The sequence below is a fragment of the Streptomyces mutabilis genome, from assembly GCF_014649815.1.
GTDB lineage: Bacteria > Actinomycetota > Actinomycetes > Streptomycetales > Streptomycetaceae > Streptomyces > Streptomyces mutabilis.
This window is the reverse complement of the sequence record NZ_BMTT01000026.1, coordinates 42,748-65,778: the sequence shown is the minus strand read 5'-3', so window position 1 is coordinate 65,778 and position 23,031 is coordinate 42,748. Positions and strand designations below refer to the sequence as shown.

General features: G+C 72.2%; 21 protein-coding genes and 2 pseudogenes. 8 read left to right on the top strand and 15 right to left on the bottom strand.

All coding sequences use genetic code 11. From position 1 onward, the window contains the following. Positions 1–274: 274 nt before the first annotated feature. Complete coding sequence (gene pknB, locus IE142_RS31590; RefSeq protein WP_191888897.1) at positions 275–2,227, top strand: Stk1 family PASTA domain-containing Ser/Thr kinase; 1,953 nt, start codon at positions 275–277, stop codon at positions 2,225–2,227. 47 nt (positions 2,228–2,274) lie between these two features. Further along, the gene (locus tag IE142_RS31585) at positions 2,275–3,171 is read left to right on the top strand and encodes a deoxyribonuclease IV (protein ID WP_229831037.1); all 897 of its coding nucleotides are present in this window, start codon (positions 2,275–2,277) and stop codon (positions 3,169–3,171) included. 57 nt (positions 3,172–3,228) lie between these two features. Here the strand turns inward: IE142_RS31585 and IE142_RS31580 are convergent, their stop codons facing one another. Continuing rightward, positions 3,229–3,876 carry a sulfite oxidase-like oxidoreductase gene (locus tag IE142_RS31580; protein WP_191888896.1) on the bottom strand — a complete coding sequence of 216 codons (648 nt, stop codon included), beginning with the start codon at positions 3,874–3,876 and terminating at the stop codon, positions 3,229–3,231. Between the two features lie 180 nt (positions 3,877–4,056). Between IE142_RS31580 and bfr the strand changes: the two genes are divergently transcribed. Continuing rightward, positions 4,057–4,560, top strand: coding sequence for a bacterioferritin (bfr, locus tag IE142_RS31575; protein ID WP_019327969.1), 504 nt, complete (start codon positions 4,057–4,059; stop codon positions 4,558–4,560). Between the two features lie 9 nt (positions 4,561–4,569). On the opposite strand, the pseudogene IE142_RS31570 reads toward bfr, so the two are convergent. Continuing rightward, positions 4,570–4,804, bottom strand: a pseudogene (locus IE142_RS31570) ((2Fe-2S)-binding protein). A gap of 167 nt (positions 4,805–4,971) precedes the next feature. Continuing rightward, positions 4,972–6,324, bottom strand: coding sequence for a class II 3-deoxy-7-phosphoheptulonate synthase (locus IE142_RS31565; RefSeq protein WP_043373888.1), 1,353 nt, complete (start codon positions 6,322–6,324; stop codon positions 4,972–4,974). A gap of 50 nt (positions 6,325–6,374) precedes the next feature. Between IE142_RS31565 and IE142_RS37705 the strand changes: the two genes are divergently transcribed. Both IE142_RS37705 and IE142_RS31555 read left to right on the top strand, forming a co-directional pair. Continuing rightward, the gene (locus IE142_RS37705) at positions 6,375–6,485 is read left to right on the top strand and encodes a trp operon leader peptide (RefSeq protein ID WP_078948978.1); all 111 of its coding nucleotides are present in this window, start codon (positions 6,375–6,377) and stop codon (positions 6,483–6,485) included. A gap of 107 nt (positions 6,486–6,592) precedes the next feature. After that, a complete protein-coding gene (locus IE142_RS31555; protein ID WP_191888895.1) occupies positions 6,593–8,476 on the top strand; it encodes an anthranilate synthase family protein in 1,884 nt (627 codons plus the stop codon). Here IE142_RS31555 and IE142_RS31550 read toward each other — a convergent pair. The 5 genes and pseudogenes from IE142_RS31550 to IE142_RS31530 all read right to left on the bottom strand — a co-directional run bounded on the left by IE142_RS31550 (position 8,428) and on the right by IE142_RS31530 (position 12,583). Next, positions 8,428–9,423 carry a 2-hydroxyacid dehydrogenase gene (locus tag IE142_RS31550; RefSeq protein ID WP_191888894.1) on the bottom strand — a complete coding sequence of 332 codons (996 nt, stop codon included), beginning with the start codon at positions 9,421–9,423 and terminating at the stop codon, positions 8,428–8,430. The two genes, IE142_RS31555 and IE142_RS31550, sit on opposite strands and share 49 nt — an antisense overlap. Before the next feature lie 78 nt (positions 9,424–9,501). Then, positions 9,502–9,711 (bottom strand): annotated as a pseudogene (locus tag IE142_RS31545) (6-phosphofructokinase); the annotation flags it as partial. A gap of 104 nt (positions 9,712–9,815) precedes the next feature. Next, entirely contained in the window at positions 9,816–10,493 is a 678-nt protein-coding gene (locus IE142_RS31540) for a response regulator (protein ID WP_043373882.1), read from the bottom strand. Next, entirely contained in the window at positions 10,490–11,725 is a 1,236-nt protein-coding gene (gene macS / locus IE142_RS31535; RefSeq protein ID WP_191888893.1) for a MacS family sensor histidine kinase, read from the bottom strand. Before macS ends, IE142_RS31540 begins: the two co-directional genes overlap by 4 nt. A 48-nt stretch (positions 11,726–11,773) precedes the next feature. Further along, positions 11,774–12,583 (bottom strand): lysophospholipid acyltransferase family protein, encoded by an 810-nt coding sequence (locus IE142_RS31530; RefSeq protein ID WP_191888905.1) that lies wholly within the window; start codon positions 12,581–12,583, stop codon positions 11,774–11,776. A gap of 238 nt (positions 12,584–12,821) precedes the next feature. On the opposite strand from IE142_RS31530, the gene IE142_RS31525 reads away from it, so the two are divergent. Beyond that, entirely contained in the window at positions 12,822–13,625 is an 804-nt protein-coding gene (locus IE142_RS31525) for an alpha/beta hydrolase (protein ID WP_191888892.1), read from the top strand. Continuing rightward, the gene (locus IE142_RS31520; RefSeq protein ID WP_191888891.1) at positions 13,618–14,268 is read left to right on the top strand and encodes a hypothetical protein; all 651 of its coding nucleotides are present in this window, start codon (positions 13,618–13,620) and stop codon (positions 14,266–14,268) included. The genes IE142_RS31525 and IE142_RS31520 overlap by 8 nt, the downstream gene beginning before the upstream one ends. 33 nt (positions 14,269–14,301) lie before the next feature. Here the strand turns inward: IE142_RS31520 and IE142_RS31515 are convergent, their stop codons facing one another. The 6 genes from IE142_RS31515 to IE142_RS31490 form a co-directional block, all read right to left on the bottom strand. Then, positions 14,302–15,054: an endonuclease/exonuclease/phosphatase family protein gene (locus IE142_RS31515; RefSeq protein ID WP_191888890.1), complete on the bottom strand. Its 753-nt coding sequence runs from the start codon at positions 15,052–15,054 to the stop codon at positions 14,302–14,304. Positions 15,055–15,206: 152 nt separating this feature from the next. After that, positions 15,207–16,160: an ROK family glucokinase gene (locus IE142_RS31510; protein WP_007448618.1), complete on the bottom strand. Its 954-nt coding sequence runs from the start codon at positions 16,158–16,160 to the stop codon at positions 15,207–15,209. 54 nt (positions 16,161–16,214) lie between these two features. Then, positions 16,215–16,748 carry a DUF5304 domain-containing protein gene (locus IE142_RS31505; protein ID WP_191888889.1) on the bottom strand — a complete coding sequence of 178 codons (534 nt, stop codon included), beginning with the start codon at positions 16,746–16,748 and terminating at the stop codon, positions 16,215–16,217. 57 nt (positions 16,749–16,805) lie between these two features. Next, on the bottom strand, positions 16,806–17,978 hold the full coding sequence (locus tag IE142_RS31500) for an ArsA family ATPase (RefSeq protein WP_191888888.1): 1,173 nt from the start codon (positions 17,976–17,978) through the stop codon (positions 16,806–16,808). Between the two features lie 200 nt (positions 17,979–18,178). Further along, complete coding sequence (locus tag IE142_RS31495; RefSeq protein WP_191888887.1) at positions 18,179–18,613, bottom strand: SRPBCC family protein; 435 nt, start codon at positions 18,611–18,613, stop codon at positions 18,179–18,181. Positions 18,614–18,752: 139 nt separating this feature from the next. Further along, the gene (locus tag IE142_RS31490) at positions 18,753–19,508 is read right to left on the bottom strand and encodes a metallophosphoesterase family protein (protein ID WP_191888904.1); all 756 of its coding nucleotides are present in this window, start codon (positions 19,506–19,508) and stop codon (positions 18,753–18,755) included. A gap of 352 nt (positions 19,509–19,860) precedes the next feature. On the opposite strand from IE142_RS31490, the gene IE142_RS31485 reads away from it, so the two are divergent. Next, positions 19,861–21,657 (top strand): AMP-dependent synthetase/ligase, encoded by a 1,797-nt coding sequence (locus tag IE142_RS31485; RefSeq protein ID WP_191888886.1) that lies wholly within the window; start codon positions 19,861–19,863, stop codon positions 21,655–21,657. Positions 21,658–21,778: 121 nt separating this feature from the next. On the opposite strand, the gene IE142_RS31480 is transcribed toward IE142_RS31485, so the two are convergent. Further along, the gene (locus tag IE142_RS31480; RefSeq protein ID WP_191888885.1) at positions 21,779–22,921 is read right to left on the bottom strand and encodes a glycosyltransferase family 4 protein; all 1,143 of its coding nucleotides are present in this window, start codon (positions 22,919–22,921) and stop codon (positions 21,779–21,781) included. Positions 22,922–23,031 lie beyond the last annotated feature (110 nt).

Sequence of the window (23,031 nt, the reverse complement as noted above, 5' to 3'; positions counted from 1 at the left end):
GCACCGCCATGGCAGCAGCCCTGGTCATCTGGCTGCGAACTTGATCGACCGGACAAGTCCTAGGCGCCGGTATGTGCGGGGCCGGGGGTGGACAGCGCGGGGTGCCGCTGCGCCGCCCTCCCCCACTCCCGGCTTTCGCTCGTGCGGGAACCCCCACCGCCCGGCGGCACGACTGCCCGCAGCTGCGGTGGAGTACGTCACGGGTGCGCCGCAGTACGGGGTCCGGTTGCCGACGGCGGCGCCGGGTGTCCGTGGTGGCTCGTAGACTCGCTGCGTGGACACGACCCTTCAGGACCCTCTCGTCGGGCAGGTGCTCGACGGCCGGTACCGCGTCGAGGCGCGGATCGCGGTCGGCGGGATGGCCACGGTCTACCGGGCCGTGGACACCCGCCTGGACCGCGTGCTCGCGCTGAAGGTGATGCATCCGACGCTCGCGGCCGACGCCACCTTCGTGGAGCGGTTCATCCGTGAGGCGAAGTCGGTGGCGCGGCTCGACCACCCCAACGTCGTACAGGTGTACGACCAGGGTGCCGAGGGTGCGTACGTCTATCTGGCGATGGAGTACATCGCCGGCTGCACCCTGCGTGACGTGCTGCGCGAGCGCGGGGCGCTGCGGCCCCGGGCCGCGCTGGACATTCTGGAGCCCGTGCTGGCCGCGCTGGGCGCCGCGCACCGGGCCGGGTTCGTGCACCGGGACATGAAGCCGGAGAACGTGCTGATAGGGGACGACGGCCGGGTCAAGGTCGCCGACTTCGGACTGGTCCGGGCCGTGGACACGGTCACGAACACCACCGGTGCCGTCCTCGGCACCGTCTCCTACCTGGCGCCCGAGCAGATCGAGCAGGGTGCCGCCGATCCCCGGGTCGACGTGTACGCGTGCGGCGTCGTGCTGTACGAGATGCTGTCGGGCGGCAAGCCGCACGAAGGCGACTCCCCGGCCCAGGTCCTCTACAAGCACCTGCACGAGGACGTGCCGCCCCCGTCGGCCGCCGTGCCCGGGATGGCGTACGAGCTGGACGAGCTGGTCGCCTCGGCGACCGCGCGCAACCCCGAGATCCGGCCGCACGACGCCGTGGCGCTGCTCGCGCGGACCCGTGAGGCCCGTGCCGCGCTCACCGAGGAGCAGTTGGACGCGGTGCCGCCGCAGGCGCTCCCCGGGGAGCACGACAACGCGGAGGACCGCACGAGCGTGATCCCCCGCGCGCTCACGATGCCCCGGCCGCTGCCGGTCAACGAGGACGAGGGCTACGGCGCGGACGGCGGGTGCCCCGCGGACGGGGTGAACCGCACCAGTCGGCTGGGCGCTCCCCCGCCGCCCCCTCCCCGGCGGGGGCGGCCTCAGCTGCGGCGCGGCCCGCTGACGATCGTCCTGGCGGTCCTGCTGGTGCTCGGCGTCGGCACGGGCGTCTGGTACATCAATTCCGGCCAGTTCACCAAGGTGCCCGCGCTGCTGTCCGAGACCGAGGCGCAGGCCCGGGACCGGCTGGAGGAGGCGGGCCTGGACGTGGGCAGGGTCGAGCACGCCTACAGCGACACCGTGGAGCGTGGCAAGGTCATCAGCACCGACCCCTCGGTGGGCACCCGCATCCGCAAGAACGACTCCGTGTCGTTCACGGTCTCCGACGGCCCCGACACCGTGAAGCTACCGGACGTCGAGGGCTACAGGCTGGACCGGGCGCGGACCGTGCTGAAGGACGAGGGGCTGGAGCCGGGCATGGTGACCCGGGCGTTCAGCGAGGAGGTGCCCAAGGGTTTCGTGATCTCCACGAAGCCGAAGACGGGCACCACGGTGCGCGCGGGCTCCGCGGTCGCCCTGGTCGTCAGCAAGGGCAGCCCGATCGACGTCCCGGACGTCACCGGCGACGACCTGGCCGACGCGAGGGCCGAGCTGACCGAGGCCGGGCTGAAGGTGAAGGTCGCCGATAAGCAGGTCAACTCCGAGCACGACAAGGGCCAGGTCGCCCGCCAGACGCCGGGCTCGGGCAGCCGGGCCGCCGAGGGCGACACGGTGACCCTCACGGTCTCCAAGGGCCCCGAGATGATCGAGGTCCCGGACGTGGTCGGCGACAGCGTGGACGACGCCGAGCGGACGCTGAAGGACGCGGGCTTCGACGTGGAGGAGGACCGCGGTCTGCTCGGGCTGTTCGGCGACACCGTGAAGGAGCAATCCGTGGAGGGCGGGGACAAGGCGCCCAAGGGCTCCACCATCAAGATCACCATCAGGTGACCGCTCTCACGGCCCGGACGCGTGGGAGCGCATGACACCCTGAATGGGTGAACAGTCAACGGTCCGCCTCCTGCCCCGCCCCCGGCCTGTCCCGCAACCCCGTCGGGGGTCATGTCCCCGTGGCCGGCGGCCTGCACTCCGTGGGCCTGTCCTACGCCCGTGACCTGCGGGCGGAGGCCGTGCAGGTCTTCGTCGCCAACCCGCGCGGCTGGGCGACGCCGGCGGGCAACCCGAACCAGGACGAGGCGTTCCGTGAGGCCTGCGCGGCCGGGTCCCTCCCGGCGTACGTACACGCCCCGTACCTGATCAACTTCGGTTCGCACACCGAGGCGACGGTGGAGCGGTCGGTTCAGTCGCTGCGGCACTCGCTACGGCGCGGGCGGGCGATCGGGGCGCTGGGCGTGGTCGTGCACACCGGCAGCGCGACCGGGGGCCGGGACAGGTCGGTGGCCCTGAAGCAGGTGCGGGAGCACATGCTTCCGCTGCTCGACGAGCTCACCCACGACGACGACCCGTACCTGCTCCTGGAGTCGACCGCCGGACAGGGCGCCTCCCTGTGCTCGCGGACCTGGGATTTCGGGCCGTACTTCGAGGCGCTGGACGCCCACCCGAAGCTCGGGGTGTGCCTGGACACGTGCCACATCTTCGCGGCGGGCCACGACCTGACCGGCCCGTCGGGCATGCACCAGACCCTTGACCTGCTGGTGGACACGGTCGGCGAGGGCCGACTGAAGCTGATCCACGCCAACGACTCCAAGGACGTGGCGGGCGCTCACAAGGACCGGCACGAGAACATCGGCGCCGGACACATCGGGGAGGACCCGTTCCGCGCGCTGATGACCCACCCGGCGACCGAGGGCGTTCCGCTGGTCATCGAGACCCCCGGCGGCAAGGAGGGGCACGCGGCGGACGTGGAGCGGCTGAAGAGGCTGCGGGACGGCTGAGCGCAGCGGGCTCATCCAGGCTGCGCGACGGCTGACCCGCGGGGGCCGTACGGCCGGTCAGAGCTCGGGGCCGTCCCCGGGCTCCTCCTGGTAGGAGTAGCGCTGCTCCCGCCAGGGGTCGCCGATGTTGTGGTAGCCGCGCTCCTCCCAGAAGCCCCGGCGGTCGGAGGTCATGTACTCGATGCCGCGCACCCACTTCGGGCCCTTCCAGGCGTACAGGTGCGGCACGACCAGCCTCAGCGGGAAGCCGTGCTCGGCGGTGAGCAGCTCGCCGTCCTTGTGGGTGGCGAAGAGGGTGCGCTCGGCGGCGAAGTCGGACAGCCGGAGATTGGAGCTGAATCCGTACTCGGCCCACACCATCACATGGGTGACGGCCGGCGCGGGCGGGGCCAGGCCCAGGATCGTGGTGGCCGGGACGCCGCCCCACTCGGAGCCGAGCATGCTGAACTTCGTGACGCAGTGCAGGTCGGCGACGACCGTGGTGTACGGCAGGGCGGTGAACTCGTCGTGGGACCAGCCGTGCTTCTCACCGTCGGCGGTGGCGCCGAAGACCCGGAACTCCCAACGCTCGGGGCGGAACTTGGGGACCGGCCCGTAGTGCGTGACGGGCCAGCCGCGCTGCAGTCGCTGTCCCGGTGGGAGCTCGAACCGTGACGCCCCTTCCGAACCGCCTTCTCCCGATCCGTGTTCCACCGGCTGACCCATGCCTCCATCCTGACAGACCCGGACCGATGCACCGGACCTGCCCCACTCACATTCGGGCAACAGGAACAAAAAGGACTAAGCCTGTACTTACTTAGTAAGTCTGCACTTACTGGACGATCTTGGAAGCCGGTGCAATCATGCGGCGCAACACGCCGGTTCCCGTTCGAAGGAGCGTCAACGATGCAGGGCGACCCCGAGGTCATCGAGTTCCTGAATGAGCAGCTGACCGCCGAGCTCACGGCGATCAATCAGTACTTCCTGCACGCGAAGCTGCAGGACCACAAGGGATGGACCAAGCTCGCGAAGTACACGCGCGCCGAATCCTTCGACGAGATGCGCCACGCCGAGGTGCTCACCGACCGCATCCTGCTCTTGGACGGTCTGCCGAACTACCAGCGGCTGTTCCACGTACGGGTCGGCCAGAGCGTGACCGAGATGTTCCAGGCCGACCGGGAGATCGAGGTCGAGGCGATCGACCGGCTGCGCCGGGGCGTCGAGGTGATGCGGGCCAAGAACGACATCACGTCGGCCAACGTCTTCGAGGCGATCCTCGCCGATGAGGAGCACCACATCGACTACCTGGACACGCAGCTGGAGCTGATCGAGAAGCTCGGCGAGTCGCTGTACCTTTCGACGGTCATCGAGCAGTCCCAGCCGGACGCGTCCGGCCCCGGCTCGCTCTGAGACCCGCCCCTAGGCTGCTTCGGGCAGCTCCGCGAGGACCGGCTCGCCCTGGTCGGCCAGCTGCCGACGGGGGCAGGCACCCCGGCCCAGCAGCGCCTGGATGCGGCGCACGCAGCCGCCGCAGTCGGTGCCGGCCTTGCAAGACGGAGGCGATCTGCCGGGGCGTGCAGGCGCCGGCCTCCGCGTGGCTCTTCACCTGTTCCTCGGTGACACCGAAGCAGCTGCAGACGAACACGCGGTTCACCTCCCGAGCGGGGTACAGGGTCGTGCCGTACCGACGACGACCGAAGGGCTCGACTGGTCGGTGAGGCAAACCTAACCTTACCCATCACCCAAGGCCGGCAAAAGTGGAGGGGGCGCGGATCGTGTGTGACCCGCGCCCCATCGACCGGCCCCCGGCGGGGCCGACCGTCACTGGTCCCGGTACATCTCCGCCACCAGGAACGCCAGGTCGAGCGACTGGCTGCGATTGAGCCGCGGGTCGCAGGCCGTCTCGTAGCGCTGGTGCAGGTCGTCGACGAAAATCTCGTCGCCGCCGCCCACGCACTCGGTGACGTCGTCGCCGGTCAGCTCCACGTGGATGCCGCCCGGGTGGGTGCCGAGCGCCTTGTGGACCTCGAAGAAGCCCTTGACCTCGTCGAGCACGTCGTCGAAGCGGCGCGTCTTGTGGCCGGAGGCGGCCTCGTAGGTGTTGCCGTGCATCGGGTCGGTGATCCAGGCGACGGTGGCGCCCGATGCGGTGACCTTCTCCACCAGTTCCGGGAGCTTGTCGCGGATCTTGTCCGCGCCCATGCGGACGATGAAGGTCAGCCGGCCGGGCTCGCGCTCGGGGTCGAGACGCTCGATGTACTGCAGCGCCTCCTCTGCCGTGGTCGTCGGGCCGAGCTTGATGCCGATCGGGTTGCGGATGCGCGAGGCGAACTCGATGTGCGCGTGGTCCAGCTGGCGGGTGCGCTCACCGATCCACACCATGTGCGCCGAGACGTCGTACAGCTGCCCCGTGCGCGAGTCCACGCGGGTGAGCGCCGACTCGTAGTCGAGCAGCAGCGCCTCGTGCGAGGAGAAGAACTCGACGGTCTTGAACTCCTCCGGGTCGGTGCCGCAGGCCCGCATGAAGTGCAGCGCGTTGTCGATCTCGCGGGCCAGCTGCTCGTAGCGCTGGCCGGACGGGGACGACTTCACGAAGTCCTGGTTCCAGGCGTGCACCTGGCGCAGGTCGGCGTAACCGCCGGTGGTGAAGGCGCGCACCAGGTTCAGCGTGGAGGCCGAAGCGTGGTACATGCGCTTCAGCCGCTCGGGGTCCGGGATACGGGCCTCTTCGGTGAAGTCGAAGCCGTTGACCGAGTCGCCCCGGTACGTCGGCAGCGTGACGCCGTCGCGGGTCTCGGTCGGCTTGGAGCGCGGCTTGGAGTACTGGCCGGCGATGCGGCCCACCTTCACCACGGGCACGGAGGCGGCGTACGTCAGCACGGCGCCCATCTGGAGCAGCGTCTTGAGCTTGTTGCGGATGTGGTCCGCGGACACCGCGTCGAAGGCCTCGGCGCAGTCGCCGCCCTGGAGGAGGAACGCCTCTCCCTTGGCGACGGCCGCCATCCGGGCGCGCAGCTGGTCGCACTCGCCCGCGAAGACGAGCGGCGGATACGACTCGAGGTCCGCGATCACTGCGCGCAGAGCCTCGGGGTCGGGGTACTCGGGCTGCTGCGCCGCGGGCAGGTCTCGCCAGGTGTTGCCAGCGCTCGGGCTGGTCTTAGCGTTCACGGTCACGGCCCCAACATTACGGGGTCGGACCGGGGCTCCCGCCCCGTGCCCAGGGAATGAGACGCACGGAATGCTCCGTGGACACCACACGGTGGGGTACGCTGCGCCGTATGTTCGCGCACTCGACCCAGAACTGGTGGTGGACCGCTCATCCGGCGGCCCACTGACTGCGCGTGACGCACGACTTCGCGAAGGCCGCCCGAGGGGCGGCCTTCGGTGTTTGTACGACCGGGACCGTTCCTCTCCGACGAACCGAGAAGGACACGGATCACCCATGACACCGCTCGACGGCCTCCTGGCCGACTCCCGCCCGTTCGCCCTGCTCCGCCGCCGCACCCCGGGCCACGATCACGACACCGTGGAACTGCTGCTCGGCCAGGTGACCGAGTACGACAGGCTCGCCGACCTGCCCGGCGAGGGTCTGGCGCTCGTCCCCTTCCGGCAGATCCGCGAGCGCGGCTTCGACGTCCGTGACGACGGCACGCCGCTGCTGATGCTGACCCCCGAGGAGCGGTACGACGTCCCGCTCGCCGACGCCCTCGCCGCCCTCCCCGCGCACGACGTCCACGTCGAGGGCGGCGGCTTCGACGTGGACGACGAGGAGTACGCGGAGATCGTCGGGCGGGTGCTGAACGAGGAGATCGGCGCCGGTGAGGGCGCCAACTTCGTGATCCGGCGGACGTACGAGGGCGTGATCCCCGGGTTCGGGCGGGTCGACGCGTTGGCTCTGTTCCGGCGGCTGCTGGAGGGCGAGCGTGGCGCGTACTGGACGTTCGTCGTGCACACCGGGGACCGCACGCTGGTCGGGGCGAGCCCCGAGGTGCACGTGCGGATGTCCGGCGGCACGGTGGTGATGAACCCGATCAGCGGGACGTACCGCTATCCCGCGGAGGGGCCGGCCCCCGAGCACCTGCTGGGCTTCCTCGCCGACGGCAAGGAGATCGAGGAGCTGTCGATGGTGGTCGACGAGGAGCTCAAGATGATGTGCACCGTCGGCGACATGGGCGGTGTCGTCGTCGGGCCCCGGCTGAAGGAGATGGCGCACCTCGCGCACACCGAGTACGAGCTGCGCGGAAGGTCCTCGCTGGACGTGCGGGAGGTGCTGAAGGAGACCATGTTCGCCGCGACGGTCACCGGCTCGCCGGTGCAGAACGCCTGCCGGGTCATCGAGCGGCACGAGGCCGGGGGGCGGGGGTACTACGCGGGGGCGCTCGCGCTGCTCGGCGGGGACTCCGGCGGTGCCCGGACCCTCGACTCCCCCATCCTCATCCGTACCGCCGACATCGACGCGGGAGGACGGCTCCGGGTGCCTGTCGGCGCGACGCTGGTACGGGGCTCGGACCCGGCGGGCGAGGTCGCGGAGACCCACGCCAAGGCGGCCGGGGTGCTGGCGGCCCTGGGCGTGCGTCCGTCCCGGCCGCGTCCGGAGCCGGGGCGGCCGAAGCTGGCCGACGATCCCCGGGTGCGGGCGGCGCTGGACGGGCGCCGGGCCTCGCTGGCGCCGTTCTGGCTGCGGATGCAGGAGCCGTCGGACGCACTCGCGGGCCATGCTCTGGTCGTGGACGGGGAGGACACCTTCACGGCGATGCTCGCGCACGTGCTGCGCTCGTCGGGGCTCGCGGTGAGCGTGCGCCGGTACGACGAGAAGGGGCTGCGCGAGGCGGTGCTCGGGCACGAGGGTCCGGTGGTGCTGGGTCCCGGTCCCGGTGATCCGTCCGACCCGGCCGATCCCAAGATGCGCTTCCTGCGCGCCCTGGCCGCAGACGTCCTCCGGGAGCGGCGGCACGGCGTCCTCGGGGTCTGTCTCGGGCACGAGCTGATCGCGGCGGAGCTGGGACTGGAGATCGTCCGCAAGGAGGTGCCGTACCAGGGGGCGCAGACGGAGGTCGACCTGTTCGGGCGGCGCGAGACCGTGGGCTTCTACAACAGCTTCACCGCGCGCTGTGACGACGAGACGGCCCTGGAGCTGGCCGCGCACGGGGTGGAGGTGAGCCGCGCGGCGGGCGGCGAGGTGCACGCCCTGCGCGGGCCGGGCTTCGCCGGGGTGCAGTTCCACCCGGAGTCCGTGCTGACGCTGAACGGCGCGGCGATCGTACGGGAGCTGGCCGGTCAGCTGCGCGGCACGAGCACGTTCTCCGAGCGGCGGCCCTCCAGGTAGTCGAGAACGTTCCTCACCGTGGCGTCGACGATCTGCCCGACCGCGTCCTCGGTGTAGTACGCCTGGTGCGAGGTGACCAGGACGTTCGGGAAGGTGACGAGGCGGGCCAGGGTGTCGTCGGCGATGGCCTCCAGGGACTTGTCGAGGAAGAACAGGCCCGCCTCCGCCTCGTACACGTCCAGGCCCACGCCGGAAAAGCGGCCCGCGCGCAACTCCGTGACCAGGGCGGCGGTGTCGATCAGGCCGCCGCGGCTGGAGTTGACCAGGATGGCGTCGTCCCGCATCGCCTTCAGGGCGGGCGCGTCGATCAGGTGCTGGGTCGCGGGCATGAGCGGCAGGTGCAGGGAGACCAGGTCGGAGCGGGCGAGCAGCTCGTCCTTGGGGACGTAGCGCATGCCCAGGTCCATGCACGCGGGGTTCTCGGCGACGTCCCAGCCCAGCAGCCGCATGCCGAAGCCGTGGGCGATGCGGGCGAAGGCCTCGCCGATCTTGCCGGTGCCGAGGACGCCGGCGGTGCGGCCGTGCATGTCCCGGCCCATCAGGCCGTGCAGGCGGAAGTCGAAGTCCCGGGTCCGGGTGGAGGCGCGCACGATCCGCCGGTTGACGGCCATGGCGAGGGCCCAGGCGAACTCGGCGACCGAGTACGGGGAGTAGTACGACACCCGGGCGACGGTCATGCCGAGCCGCTCGGCCGTGTCGAGGTCGATGTTGTTGAAGCCGGTGGAGCGCTGGGCCACCATCCGGGTGCCGCCGGCCGCGAGGATCTCCAGGACGGCCGCGCCGAGGTCGGCGTTGACGGACGTGGAGACGATCTCGTGGCCGGCCGCGATGGGCGCGGTGTCCTCGTTGAGGAAGACGTCGAGGCAGCGGATCTCGTCGTGGCCGTGGAAGGCCCGCTCGATCAGGGGCCGCTCGTCGGCCTGTACGCCGAAGGCCAGGATCTCCATGACCGCTCCCGTTCTGCCGCGCTCGGGCTGTAGCCGGACTCCGGGCCGAATATACGGTGCGGGGCGCACGGCCGCCGGTCAGCCGAGGAAGACCCCGACCTCCTCGTACGGCTTCGGATCGACCGTCTTCAGCCGGGCCGTGGCCTCGGCGATGGGGACGCGGACGATGTCCGTGCCGCGCAGGGCGACCATCTCGCCTAAGTCGCCGTCGCGGACGCAGCCGATGGCGTGCAGCCCGAAGCGGGTGGCGAGCCAGCGGTCGAAGGCGCTGGGTGTGCCGCCGCGGCGTTGAGCCCGGGGCAGTCACCGCCTCCGGTCAGTGCTCCGACCTTCATCGCGTGATCCCCTTGCCACGTGGGTGGTTCAGGCCACCGCCACTGTCCCGCGCGGGGTCACGCGTCGTCCAGACCCCGTTCTATCGCGTACCGCACCAGTTCCACCCGGTTGTGCAGCTGAAGCTTGCCGAGGGTGTTCTGGACGTGGTTCTGCACGGTGCGGTGGGAGATGACGAGGCGTTCGGCGATCTGCTTGTAGCTCAGGCCCTTGGCGACCAGGCGCAGCACCTCGGTCTCGCGGTCGGTGAGCCGGGGCGCCCCGGGGTCGCCGGTCTCCGCGGCCGGGGCCGGTTCGGAGGCGAGGCGGCGGTACTCGCCGAGGACCAGTCCGGCCAGCCCGGGGGTGAACACCGGGTCGCCGACGGCCGTGCGGCGCACCGCGTCCTGCAGTTCCTCGGTGGAGGCCGACTTCAGCAGGTAGCCGGTCGCGCCGGACTTCACCGCCTCCAGCACGTCGGCGTGCTCCCCGCTCGCGGAGAGCACGAGGACGCGCAGCTTCGGGTCGGCGCCGACGACCTCCTTGCAGACCTGCACGCCGGGCTTGCCGGGCAGGTTGAGGTCGAGGACGAGGACGTCGGGCGCGGCGGCCCGGGCGCGCCGCACGGCCTGGTCGCCGTCGCCGGCGGTGGCGACCACGTCGAAGCCGGACTCCGCGAGGTCCCGCGCGACGGCGTCGCGCCACATGGGGTGGTCGTCGACCACCATGACCCTGATCGGTTCCTGTCGTTCGGTCATCGGTCCGCTTTCCCCCGTGCGGTGGTTCCGCCGGTCTTCTTCGGTGCTTTCAGTTCGACCTCCGTACCCTGCCCGGGCACCGAGATCAGTTCGGCCGTGCCGCCGAGGTCGCGCAGCCGGCCCCGGATCGACAGGGCCACGCCCAGCCGCCCCTCGCCCTCGGCCTCCGCGAGCCGGCCCTCCGGGATGCCGGGGCCCTCGTCGCGGACGGTGACGATCACCTCGTCGGGCTCGTCCTCGACGAGTATCCACGCCCGGGCGTCCGCGCCGACGTGCTTGCGTACGTTGTCCAGAGCGGCTCCCACGGCGGCCGCGAGCTCCCGGGCCGCGCCGGGTGCCAGCAGGACCGGCGCCCCGGGTTCGGCGAGGTTCACGAGGGAGCCCGCGTACGGGGCGAGCAGGGTCCGCAGGTCGACGGGGCCGTCGGTGTCCGTGGTCCCCGGTTCGTCCACCGCGCGGACGACCGCGCCCTCGGCGGCATCCTCCGACACGCGGGACACGGGCACCAGGCCGCCGGAGACCAGGGTGCGCAGGGCGACCTCCTGCTCGCCGGCCAGCCGGCCCAGTTCGGCCGCCTCACCGCCGATCACGGCGCCGCGCCGCTGCACCATGGCGAGGACCTGGAGCACGCTGTCGTGGATGTCCCGGGCGAGCCGCTCCCGCTCCCTGGTCGCCGCCTCGATCTCCAGGGCGCGGGCGAGGGTGCGCTCCGAGGCGCGGGCGACCTCGACGACGTAGCCGATGGCGATGGAGGCGACCCAGACCAGGATGACGTTGTGGACGGTGTCGCGGGCCGGGGAGCCGCGTTCGATCAGATTGGCGACGGCGACCAGGGTGGAGGCGACGGCCGCCCAGCGCCAGCCGCCCTTGATCGCGAAGGCCAGGACGGAGCCGGCGGTCCATATCGACGGCAGCGTCGGGGCGCCGTCCGCGACCCGCTCGGGCGCGTCGGCGAGCGGGGTGATCAGGATGCCGGTGAGCGCGATGGTGAGGTCGGCGGTGAGGAACCGCTTGGTGCAGCTCGCCGCTCCCGCGACCTTGGGCAGGGTCGCCAGGGTCCAGACGAAGAGGACGGCGTAGTAGGCGACGGCGAGCCAGGGGCGGACGAAGCCGGAGTGGGCGGTGGCGAAGAAGCCGATCGCGTACAGCATGGTGAGCACGCGGTAGCCGGCGAGCGCGCGCCACAGCGGCTGCTCGACCGACATCCTCATGACTCTTTCGCGCCTGGCCATGTCCCCCCGCCCCCTGGCACGTACGTCCCGCTGCCCGGTGCCCGGGCGCTACCGGTCGCCGGACCGCTCGTCGGACCGGTCCGCCGGCCGGTCCTGCCCGGCGGCCGCCTTCTCCTTGGCGGCCTGCTCCTTCTCCGCCTGGGCGAGCGCGGCCTTCGCCGCCTTGCCCGCCTCCTTCTCCGCCTTCGCCGCCTCCGCGAGCTGCCGCTTCATGGCGGTCGCGTACATGTCGACGTACTCCTGGCCGGAGAGCTTCATGATCTCGTACATGACCTCGTCGGTCACCGCGCGGAGCACGAAGCGGTCGTGCTCCATGCCCTGGTAGCGGGTGAAGTCCAGGGGCTCGCCGATGCGAATGCCGGGGCGCATCAGCTTCGGCATCACCGTGCCGGGCGGCTGGATCTTCTCGGTGTCGATCATGGCGACCGGGATGACGGGAGCGCCGGTGGCGAGCGCCACGCGCGCGAGGCCGCCGGGCTTGCCGCGGTAGAGGCGGCCGTCCGGGGAGCGCGTGCCCTCGGGGTAGATGCCGAACAGCTCACCGCGCTCCAGGACCTCTATTCCGCTCTTGATGGCGGCCTCGCCCGCGCCGCGCGCGCCGGAGCGGTCCACCGGGAGCTGGCCGACGCCCTTGAAGAAGGCCGCGGTCAGCCGGCCCTTGATGCCGGGCGTGTTGAAGTACTCGGCCTTGGCGATGAAGGTCACCTTGCGGTCGAGGACGGCGGGCAGGAAGAACGAGTCGGAGAACGACAGGTGATTGCTCGCCAGGATCGCCGGGCCGTCGGCCGGGATGTGCTCCAGGCCTTCCACCCAGGGCCGGAAGGCGAGCTTCAGCGAACCCCCGACGGTGACCTTCATCGCGCCGTACAACAACCGAGTGCCTCCTGTGTCCGTGGTCAGACCTTAACCCGGGGCACCGTCAATGGCCCCGACGGCCCTGGCCGGTGTCAGTGCGGTCGCGTACGGTGAAGTACCCGCAAGTACCGCGCCTACAAGTACCGCGCCCACATGTACCGCACCCGCGTGTACACACCCCCGCGCGTACCGCGCCCGACGTGCCGGCTGTGCCGGCCCGCTGACGACAGGAGACCGAGACGTGCCGGTCCTGCCCGGAGCCGAGCCGTTCCGCCATGAGGGCGGGGAGGCCGGCGTCCTTCTCTGCCACGGCTTCACCGGTTCCCCGCAGTCCCTGCGCCCCTGGGCCCGCCACCTGGCCGCGCACGGCCTGACCGTCACCCTGCCGCTGCTGCCCGGGCACGGCACCCGCTGGCAGGACATGCAGGTCACCGGCTGGCAGGACTGGTACGCCGAGGTGGACCGCGAGCTGCGCGCCCTGCGGGAGCGCTGCGCGCGCGTCTTCGTGGCCGGCCTGTCCATGGGTGGCGCGCTGGCGCTGCGGCTCGCCGCCAAACACGGGGACGCAATCTCGGGCGTCATGGTCGTCAACCCGGCGAACCGGATGCACGGAGTGGCCCAGCACGCCCTCCCGGTCCTGCGCCACCTGGTGCCCGCGACGAAGGGCATCGCCAGCGACATCGCCAAGCCGCTCAGCACCGAGCTGGGGTACGACAGGGTGCCGCTGCACGCGGCGCACTCGCTGCGCGCGTTCTTCCGGCTGGCCGACCACGATCTGCCGCAGGTGACCCAGCCGCTGCTGTTGCTGCGCAGTCCGCAGGACCACGTGGTGCCGCCGGCCGACTCGGCCCGCATCCTCGGCCGGGTCTCGTCGACGGACGTGACGGAGGTCCTGCTGGAACAGAGCTACCACGTGGCGACGTTGGACCACGACGCGGACCGGATCTTCGCTCAGAGCGTCGCGTTCATCGGCCGACTCGCGCCCGGTTCCGTCGGGGAGCCGAAGTTCGGTCTCGGTAAGGAAGGGACGACCACAGGTGGCTGAGCACGACTCCGACCGCGAGGAGCGCGGCGAGCGCGAGGACCGGGACCGGGACCGGACGCCGGAGCACCGGGAGGGACGGGAGCACGCGGCCGACCGCGGCCCCGGGGACCCGGCCGTGCCCTTGGACGAGGACGCCGCCTGGGCCGCGATCGTGGCCGGGTACGGCGACGAGCCGCCGGACCCGCCGGGCGCGAAGCCGTTCAAGTCGGTGGACGACCTGGCGCTGCTGGAGGTCGAGACCAACGACGACCGGCCCGAGGCCGACCGGAGCACGCCGGACCAGCCCGCCTCGGCCCGTCCGCTGGGCAGCTCCGTCGCCTTCGCCCCCGGGGTGGCCGGTCCGCGCGACCACAGCCTGGCCGAGCCCTCGGAGGACGATCTCGGCGAGGAGGACGAGGGCCACTTCGTACCGCCCGAGCCGCCGCCGCTGCCCGAGGGCGACACCACCGCGAAGTTCGCCTGGCTGGGTGTGCTCGGCGGGCCGGTCCTGCTCCTGCTGGCGGTGGTGCTGGACTGGGACATGACCTGGTGGCTGACGACGGTGAGCGTCGGCGGCTTCCTCGGCGGCTTCGCCACGCTGGTCATGCGGATGCGCACGGGTGACGAGGACGACGACGACCCGGGCCGGGGCGCGGTGGTCTAGGGTTGGTCCGGCACCGGGTCGCGGGTACGCGGCTCAGTCGCCGGACGCGGGCAGGCGGAGGGCGGTCAGGACCGGGAGGTGGTCCGTGGCCGCCCTCAGGTCGTCCTCGGCGACGCCGGGGAGTCCGAGCGGGACTCCGCAGCCCAGTACCTCGATGCCCTCCGTGACGAAGACCGCGTCGATGCGCCGGTCCGGGCCGGAGGCGGGGAAGGTGTACTCGCTGCCCCAGGGCGCCGCCGTCCAGCAGTCCCGCAGTCCGTCGCCGAGCCGCCGGAAGGTGCGTCCGCCCGGGCGCTCGTTCAGGTCGCCGCCCGCCACGGCGTGGGCCACGCCCATGCCGGCCAGTTGGTCGAGGAGCAGGCCGGCCTGCGCGTGCCGCTCTTCCGCTTCGAGGGAGAGGTGGCAGCTCAGCACGCCGAGGCGGGCCCCGCCGACGCGTACGACGGCGGTGGCGAGGCCGCGGCGGTGCCGGCCGGGGGTGAGCGGGAGCAGCACGTCCTCCGTGCGCTCGACGGTGGCTCGCAGGGAGCACAGCAGCGCGGGGCCGGCGGCGGTGGCGCCGCCGGAGAGGATCACCAGCCCGGAGGCGGCCGCGAGCCGGGCCAGCTTCTTGCGCCAGCGGAAGAAGCGCGGGGCTTCCTGGAGGAGGACGAGGTCGGGGTCGCAGGCGGCGATGACGCGAGCCAGGGCGGCGGTGTCGTCGCACATCGAGCGGATGTTGTAGCTGAGGACCCGGATGACGGGGGAACCGTCGGGTTCGGTGCGGGAGTTGGGGAGCGGCTCCATGTGGATCAATGTACGCCCAAGAGCTCGGGGCGCGGGGAGCGTGGGCGGCTGCCGGTAGTGCGTGGCTCGTCGCGCCCACGGGGCGGAGCCCTGGATGGACTCCGCCCCGCGCCCCTGAGGTCGGCGCAGTCCCCGGTACCGGGACGTGATCGTCACATGATCGGGTCGGGCTCCCGGGCCAGGTCGGCGGCGCCGACCAGACCGGCCTTGTTGCCGAGCTGGGCGGCGATCACGTCGGCGACCGGGCGCCAGTTACCGCCGACCAGCCACCGCTTGTAGGACTTGCGGATCGGGTCGAGGACCAGATCGCCCTCGTCGGAGAGGCCGCCGCCGACGATGAAGGCGGACGGGTCGAAGAGCGAGGCCAGGTCGGCGAGTCCGGCGCCGGCCCAGCGGGCCAGCTCCCGGTAGGAGTCCACGGCGACCGGGCAGCCCTGGCGGGCGGCGACGGAGATGTGCTTGCCCTCGATGCCGTCGGGGGTGCCGTCGCCGAGCGCGAGCAGCACCTCGGCGCGCTCCGGGGTGGCGTTGGCGCGCTGCTTGGCGTACCTCACCAGCGCCCGGCCCGACGCGTACTGCTCCCAGCAGCCCTGCGAGCCGCAGCCGCACAGCAGGCCGTCCGGCACCATGCGGATGTGGCCGAACTCGGCGGCCACGCCGAAGTGGCCGCGGCGCAGCTTGTTGCCGATGATGATGCCGCCGCCGAGGCCGGTGCCGAGGGTGATGCAGATGACGTTGCGGTGGCCCTTGCCGCCGCCGAACTTGTACTCGCCCCAGGCCGCGGCGTTGGCGTCGTTCTCCACGACGACCGGGAGGCCGACGCGGGCCTCGACCTTCTCCTTCAGCGGCTCCTGGCGCCAGTCGATGTTGGGCGCGAAGTAGACCGTGGAGCGCTGGCGGTTGACGTATCCGGCGGCGCCGATGCCCACGCCGACGATCTCGTGCCCCACGCGCGCACCCTCCACCGCCGAGGCGATGGCGTCCACGATGGCCTCGGGCGTGGTGGGGGTCGGCACCTTGTGGGTCGAGAGGATGTTGCCTTCCTCGTCGACCACGCCGGCCGCGATCTTCGTGCCGCCGATGTCGACGCCGATGGTGAGTCCCATGAATCCCTCAGTTCGGTCGAGCCCCGCTATGGCCAACCGTACCCGAGGCAGGACTCAGTCCAGGTCGATGCGCTGCCCCGGGCCGGTGCCCTCGTCGCCGTCGTCCCGGCCGTCGTCGCGGCGTCCGTCGAGGTTCCGGGGGTCGCTCGGGTCCTTGGAGGCGGTGTCCTGGGCGGTCCAGCGGCGCTCCTGGTTCTGGACCGCGGAGCGGTAGGCGGCGAGGAGTTCACCGCCGGCGGCCGCGAGGTGGTCGAAGACGTCCGGGTTGCGCTCGATGACCGGTTCGACGGCGGCCTTGGCCTGCTGGACGACCTGCCGGACCACCTGCTGGGCGGCCGGCCCGGCGGCCTGGCCGAACAGCGGGGACTGGAGGCCGGACAGCTTGTCCGCGACGGTGTCGACGAGCCGGCGCAGCTCCTCGGCCGCCGAGCCGGGGGGCGGGCCGTACTCGGCGCGACGGCGGGCCTTCTCCGCCTCCAGGTCCTCGGCGCACGCCGTCGCCCAGGCGTCGGCGTCGGTGGCCCGCACCTCGTCGACCGCGTCGGCCTCGTCGGGGCGGTCGGCCTCGGACGGGAGCTCTTCGCTCATGACGGACTCCTGACTACGGTTCGTCCTTACGACGTTACCCGAACGGGCGCGGCGGGATCAGCGTCCCCGCGGCCACAGCCGGGGGTCCGGCGTGAACCGGACGGCGAGGGTGCCCTCCCGCAGGGCGGCTCCGTCGACCGTGCAGCGGCGCAGCGCGGACGGCAGCGGGACGATCCGGCGGAACGGCCCGGCGGTGACGACCAGTTCGTCGCCGCGCCGGACCAGGTCGAGTTCCTCCCGTACGGCGCCGGGCAGCGGGATGTGCCAGACCAGGACGCCGTCCTCGGCCAGCCGGTCGGCGACGGGCCACTCGGCCGGGGTGGCGTCCGGGTTGACGAAGGGGGCGTCCAGCACGGCGAGGTCGTCCGTGCCCCGCGGGTCGCGTCCCAGGTGGGCGACGGTGCGGACGTCGTACGTGCCCTGCCACTCCTCCAGTGCCTTGCGCTGCTGGGCGAGGGGCCCGCCGAGCCAGCTGTCGGCCGGGACCTCCTCGGGCAGGACGCGGTTGGCGACCAGAAGGTCGGTGCGCAGGCCACGCAGGGCGAGGCCGAGGCCGGCGGAGCGCACGGCGTCGGCACCGGCGGGGCCGGGCTCGGCGACCAGCCGTACGACGGTGTTCCGGTCGGCGACGACGGCTTCCGTTGCGGCGAGTTCCAGGTCCCAGCGGGCGGCGGCCTCGTACAGCGCCTCGGCGGGCATGGGGACGCCCGCCAGCCGGCCGAGCACGGGGCGCAGGGCGCGGGCCGTCTGCCGCTCGGGCGGGAGGAGGCGGCGCAGGTAGCGGCGCAGTTCCTCGGGCAGGGCGAGCAGGGCGAGGGCGCGCGGGGCGGGCGGGAGGTCGACGACGAGGAGGTCGTGCGCCTCGGCGAGGGCGGCGTCACGCAGGGCTCGCAGCAGGGCGAGTTCGTCGGCGCCGGGCAGGGGGGTGAGCTCCTCGGGGTCCAGGCGGGAGGCGCCGAGCAGGTCGAGGGCGGCGGCGGCGCGGTCCTGCAGCGCGGCGAGGCCGTCCCGGAAGCCCTGGGCGGGGTCGGGGCGCCGGGCGGTGAGGCCGGGTTCGACGGTGACCGGTTCCGGGCCGGTGCGCATCCCGAGCGCGGCGCCGAGGGTGTCGTCGCGGTCGGCGCCGAGGAGGAGGGTGCGGGTGCCCTGGCGGGCGGCGGCGAGCGCGGTGGCGGCGGCGACGGTGGTACGGCCACTGCCGCCGGGGCCGGTGATCAGGATGGTGCGCATGGGGGTGAACGGTACCGGCGCCGGCGGCGCTGCGGGGTTGACGGCGTCTCGGGCATCGCACGGGCACTGCGCGGCCCGCCGTCGCGGGGTGCCGCTGCGCCCACCCGTGCCGCTGCTGGGGGCACGTCCCAGGCTTTCAGGCACTGGGGGAGGCACGACTGCCCGCGGCTATGGCGGCACGGCGACTTCCCGCAGCCGCGTTACTTCGACTCCACGCGCTTCTTCAGGCCCGCCAGTGCCCGGTCGATGATGACCTTCTCGGCCTTGCGCTTGATCATGCCGAGCATCGGGATCTTGACGTCGACCGTGAGCCGGTAGGTGACCTCCGTACCCGTGCCCGCGGGCTTGAGCAGGTAGGAGCCGTCGAGGGAGCGCAGCATCTGGGACTTGACCAGGGTCCAGGAGACCTCGTGCTCACCGGTCCAGGTGTAGGCGAGGGTCTGGTCGTCCTTGATCGCCCCGGCGTCCATGACGAGTCGGACCTGCTCGGCACGGCCCTGCGCGTCGGAGCCGAGCACCTCGGCCTCCTTCACCTCGCCGGTCCAGTCCGGGTAGCGGGCGAAGTCGGCGATCACCGACATGACGTCGGCCGGTGCCGCCTCGATGGTGATGCTCGAGCTGGTGTGTTCCGCCATCGCCGTGGCTCCTGTCGGATGCGGGCCGGTACTGAGTGTCGTCGTGCGCCGGTGGCGCACACGTGTGTGCCGCGTGAAGGCTATCGCGCACGGGCACCGCCGCCGTCACCACCTGCCTGCGCAGATCGGCCCGCAGGCTTCACCACTCCAGCGCCCACGGCTTCCCCGTCGACGCGAAGTGCCCGACGTTCACGCACTCGGTCGCCCCGATCCGCATCCGCCGCGACAGCGGCTGGTGCACGTGCCCGAACAGCGCGTACCGGGGCCGGGTGCGGCGGATGGCGTCCAGCAGCGCCCGGCTGCCCCGCTCGAAGCGCCGCGCCACCGTGTCGTAGACCAGCTCCGGCACCTCCGGCGGGATGTGCGTGCACAGCACGTCGACCTCGCCGACGGCCTCGATCTTCGCGGCGTACTCCTCGTCGTCGATCTCGTACGGCGTCCGCATCGGCGTCCGCAGTCCGCCGCCGACGAAGCCGAAGACCCGGCCGCCGATCTCCACCCGTTCCCCGTCGAGCACGGTGGTGCCGGGACCGGCGTACTCGGGCCACAGGGCCGGCATGTCGACGTTGCCGTAGGTGGCGTACGTCGGCGTCGGGAACGCGGCGAACATCTCGGCGTACTGCCGGCGCACCGCCCCCTCGATCAGCGCCGCACGGTTTCCGTCGACGCTCGCCCACAGCCGCGCCCCGAACTCGCGTGCCTCGGCGAAGCGCCGGGCGGTGCGCAGCTCGACGATGCGGTCGGCGTTCGCGACGCCGAAGAGGTCGGGGAAGATGCCGCGCGAGTGGTCGGCGTAGTCGAGGAAGAGGACGAGGTCGCCGAGGCAGATCAGGGCGTCGGCGCCGTCGCCGGCCCCGGCCAGATCGCGGGCGTTGCCATGGACGTCGCTGACCACGTGGACACGGGTCCTCGTGTTGCCGGGCGGTGTGGGTGCCATGACGATCAAGCGTAAGCAGCGCGTGCCACTCGTGAACAGTGGCGGTCGGACCTGCGGTTACTGGCTGGTCGGTCGGTGTGTCGACTACTGTGCGCGAAGGAAACCCCATCCGTGTGACGCAGCGAACATCTCGCGGGGACCCCCTGTCGGAGAGGCCATACCGGCGGGTAACGTCCGGGCAGTCCAGTCGTGCTCTGGGCTTCAACATGTGAATTCCGCATGAGTCGTCCCGAGCGCTTGCCCGAGCCTTGGACCGCACCGTCGCATCACACAGTGTCGTGGCGCCGGCGCCCTATGAGGAGCAGCAGTCTTGCGCGAGTTCAGCCTTCCGGCTTTGTACGAGGTCCCTGCGGACGGGAACCTGACCGACATCGTCCGCAGAAACGCCGCGCAGCACCCGGACGTCGCCGTCATCGCCCGCAAGGTGGGCGGCGCCTGGCAGGACGTGACCGCCCGCGACTTCCTCGCCGAGGTGCAGTCCGCCGCCAAGGGCCTCATCGCGTCCGGCGTGCAGCCGGGCGACCGGGTCGGGCTGATGTCCCGTACGCGCTACGAGTGGACGCTGCTGGACTTCGCGATCTGGAGCGCGGGTGCGATCACCGTGCCGGTGTACGAGACCAGCTCGCCCGAGCAGGTGCAGTGGATCCTCAGTGACTCGGGCGCCACCGCGTGCGTCGTGGAGTCCGCCAGGCACGCGGCTTCCGTCGAGTCGGTGCGCGAGCAGTTGCCCGCCCTCAAGCACGTCTGGCAGATCGACGCCGGTGCCGTCGAGGAGCTGCGACGCCTGGGTCACGACGTGACGGACCAGGCCGTCGAGGAGCGCGGTTCGATCGCGAAGGCCGACGACCCGGCGACCATCGTCTACACCTCCGGCACCACCGGCCGCCCCAAGGGCTGCGTGCTCACCCACCGCAGCTTCTTCGCCGAGTGCGGCAACGTGGTGGAGCGGCTGCGTCCGCTCTTCCGCACCGGTGAGTGCTCGGTCCTCCTCTTCCTCCCGCTCGCCCACGTCTTCGGCCGCCTCGTGCAGGTCGCGCCGATGATCGCGCCGATCAAGCTGGGCTGCGTCCCGGACATCAAGAACCTCACCGACGAACTGGCCGCCTTCCGGCCGACGCTGATCCTCGGCGTGCCGCGCGTCTTCGAGAAGGTCTACAACTCGGCGCGCGCCAAGGCGCAGGCCGACGGCAAGGGCAAGATCTTCGACAAGGCCGCGGACACGGCGATCGCGTACAGCAAGGCGCTGGACACGCCGTCCGGTCCGCCCCTCGGTCTGAAGATCAAGCACAAGGTCTTCGACAAGCTCGTCTACTCCAAGCTCCGCACGGTCCTCGGCGGGCGCGGCGAGTACGCCATCTCCGGCGGCGCCCCGCTCGGCGAGCGGCTCGGCCACTTCTTCCGCGGTATCGGCTTCACGGTGCTGGAGGGCTACGGCCTGACCGAGTCCTGCGCGGCCACCGCCTTCAACCCCTGGGACCGGCAGAAGATCGGCACGGTCGGTCAGCCGCTGCCCGGGTCCGTGGTGCGCATCGCGGACGACGGGGAGGTGCTGCTGCACGGCGAGCACCTGTTCAAGGAGTACTGGAACAACCCGGGCGCGACCGCCGAGGCGCTGGCCGACGGCTGGTTCCACACCGGGGACATCGGCACCCTGGACGAGGACGGCTACCTGCGGATCACCGGCCGCAAGAAGGAGATCATCGTCACCGCGGGCGGCAAGAACGTCGCCCCGGCCGTGATCGAGGACCGCATTCGCGCGCACGCGCTGGTCGCGGAGTGCATGGTGGTCGGCGACGGGCGGCCGTTCGTGGGCGCGCTGGTCACCATCGACGAGGAGTTCCTCGGCCGCTGGTGCGCGGACCACGGAAAGCCGGCCGGCTCGACCGCGGTGTCGCTGCGGGAGGACCCGGATCTGCTCGCGGCGATCCAGGACGCGATCGACGACGGCAACTCGGCCGTCTCCAAGGCGGAGTCGGTGCGGAAGTTCCGGGTGCTGTCGGCTCAGTTCACCGAGGAGTCGGGGCACTTGACGCCTTCGCTGAAGCTGAAGCGGAGTGTTGTGGCAAAGGATTACGCGGACGAGATCGAGGCGATCTACGCCAAGTAGGGGCGCCTTCCGAGGTGCCGGGTCCGGTTCGTCGGCGGCTGCGCGTCCGTTGTGGCCGGCCGCGCAGTTCCCCGCGCCCCTCGGCGGCGTGCAGACCCCAGCGCTTCCTCGGCGTCCCTTGTCACAGCAGCGCCTTCAGGTGTTCCGCCAGCAGGTCCCACCGCCACTTCTCCTCGACCCAGGCACGGCCCCGCTCGCCCATCCTGCGGCGCAGCTCCGGGTCGCCCAGGAGCGTGACGACGCGGTCGGCGGCCTGGTCGGGGTCGCCGCCCCGCACCACCCACCCCGTCTCGCCGTCCAGCACGGCGTCGGGGGCGCCGCCCGAGTCGCCGGCGACGACGGGGAGGCCGGTCGCGGAGGCCTCCAGGTAGACGATGCCGAGGCCCTCCACGTCGAGCCCGTTCAGGCGGGTGCGGCACGGCATGGCGAAGACGTCGCCGGCGCCGTAGTGGGCGGGCAGCTCGGACCAGGGGACGGCGCCGGTGAAGTGCACCGAGGCGGCGACGCCGGTCTCCTCGGCGAGGCGGCGCAGGTCGTTCTCGTAGGGGCCGCCGCCGACGATCAGCAGGACGGCGTCCGGCTCGGCGGCGAGGATGCGCGGCATCGCCCGGATCAGGGTGTCCTGTCCCTTGCGGGGGACCAGCCGTGAGACGCACACGACGACCGGCCGGTCGGTCAGGCCCAGCCGGGCCCGGACCTCGTCGCCGCCGCTGCCGGGGTGGAAGGTCTTCTCGTCGACGCCGGGCGGCAACTGCACCATCCGCGCGGCGGCCTCGGGCGTGAGCGCGCCCGCGATCCGGGAGCGCGTGTACTCGCCGAGGTAGGTGATCGTGTCCGTGGACTGCCCGATCCGGCGCAGCAGCTGCCGGGCGGCGGGCAGCTGGGCCCACCCCGCCTCGTGGCCGTGGGTGGTGGCGACGATCCGCTCGGCGCCCGCCTTGCGCAGTGCCGGGGCCATCAGCCCCAGGGGCGCCGCCGCCCCGAACCACACCGACGTGCACCCGTGCTCGCGCAGCAGCCGGACGGCCGTACGGGTCGCGCCCGGCGTCGGCAGCAGCATCGTCGTACGGTCGCGTACGACGGTGAAGGGCTGCGCGGCGTCGAAGGCGGCGGTGGCCTCGACGCCCTCACGGCTCCGCTTCCAGGTGGAGGCGTAGACGACGAGCCGTTCGGGGTCCAGCCGTAGCGCCATGTTGTGCAGGAAGGCCTGGATGCCGCCCGGGCGGGGCGGGAAGTCGTTCGTCACGATCAAGGTCTTGCGCACGCCGCCGACCCTACCGAACCGTCCGGACGGCCCGGGGCCCGACCGCTTCCTGTGGCACGCGCACAGGTGTCCGGGTCATCATGGCCGCACGGCACGGCACGCGGACGGGC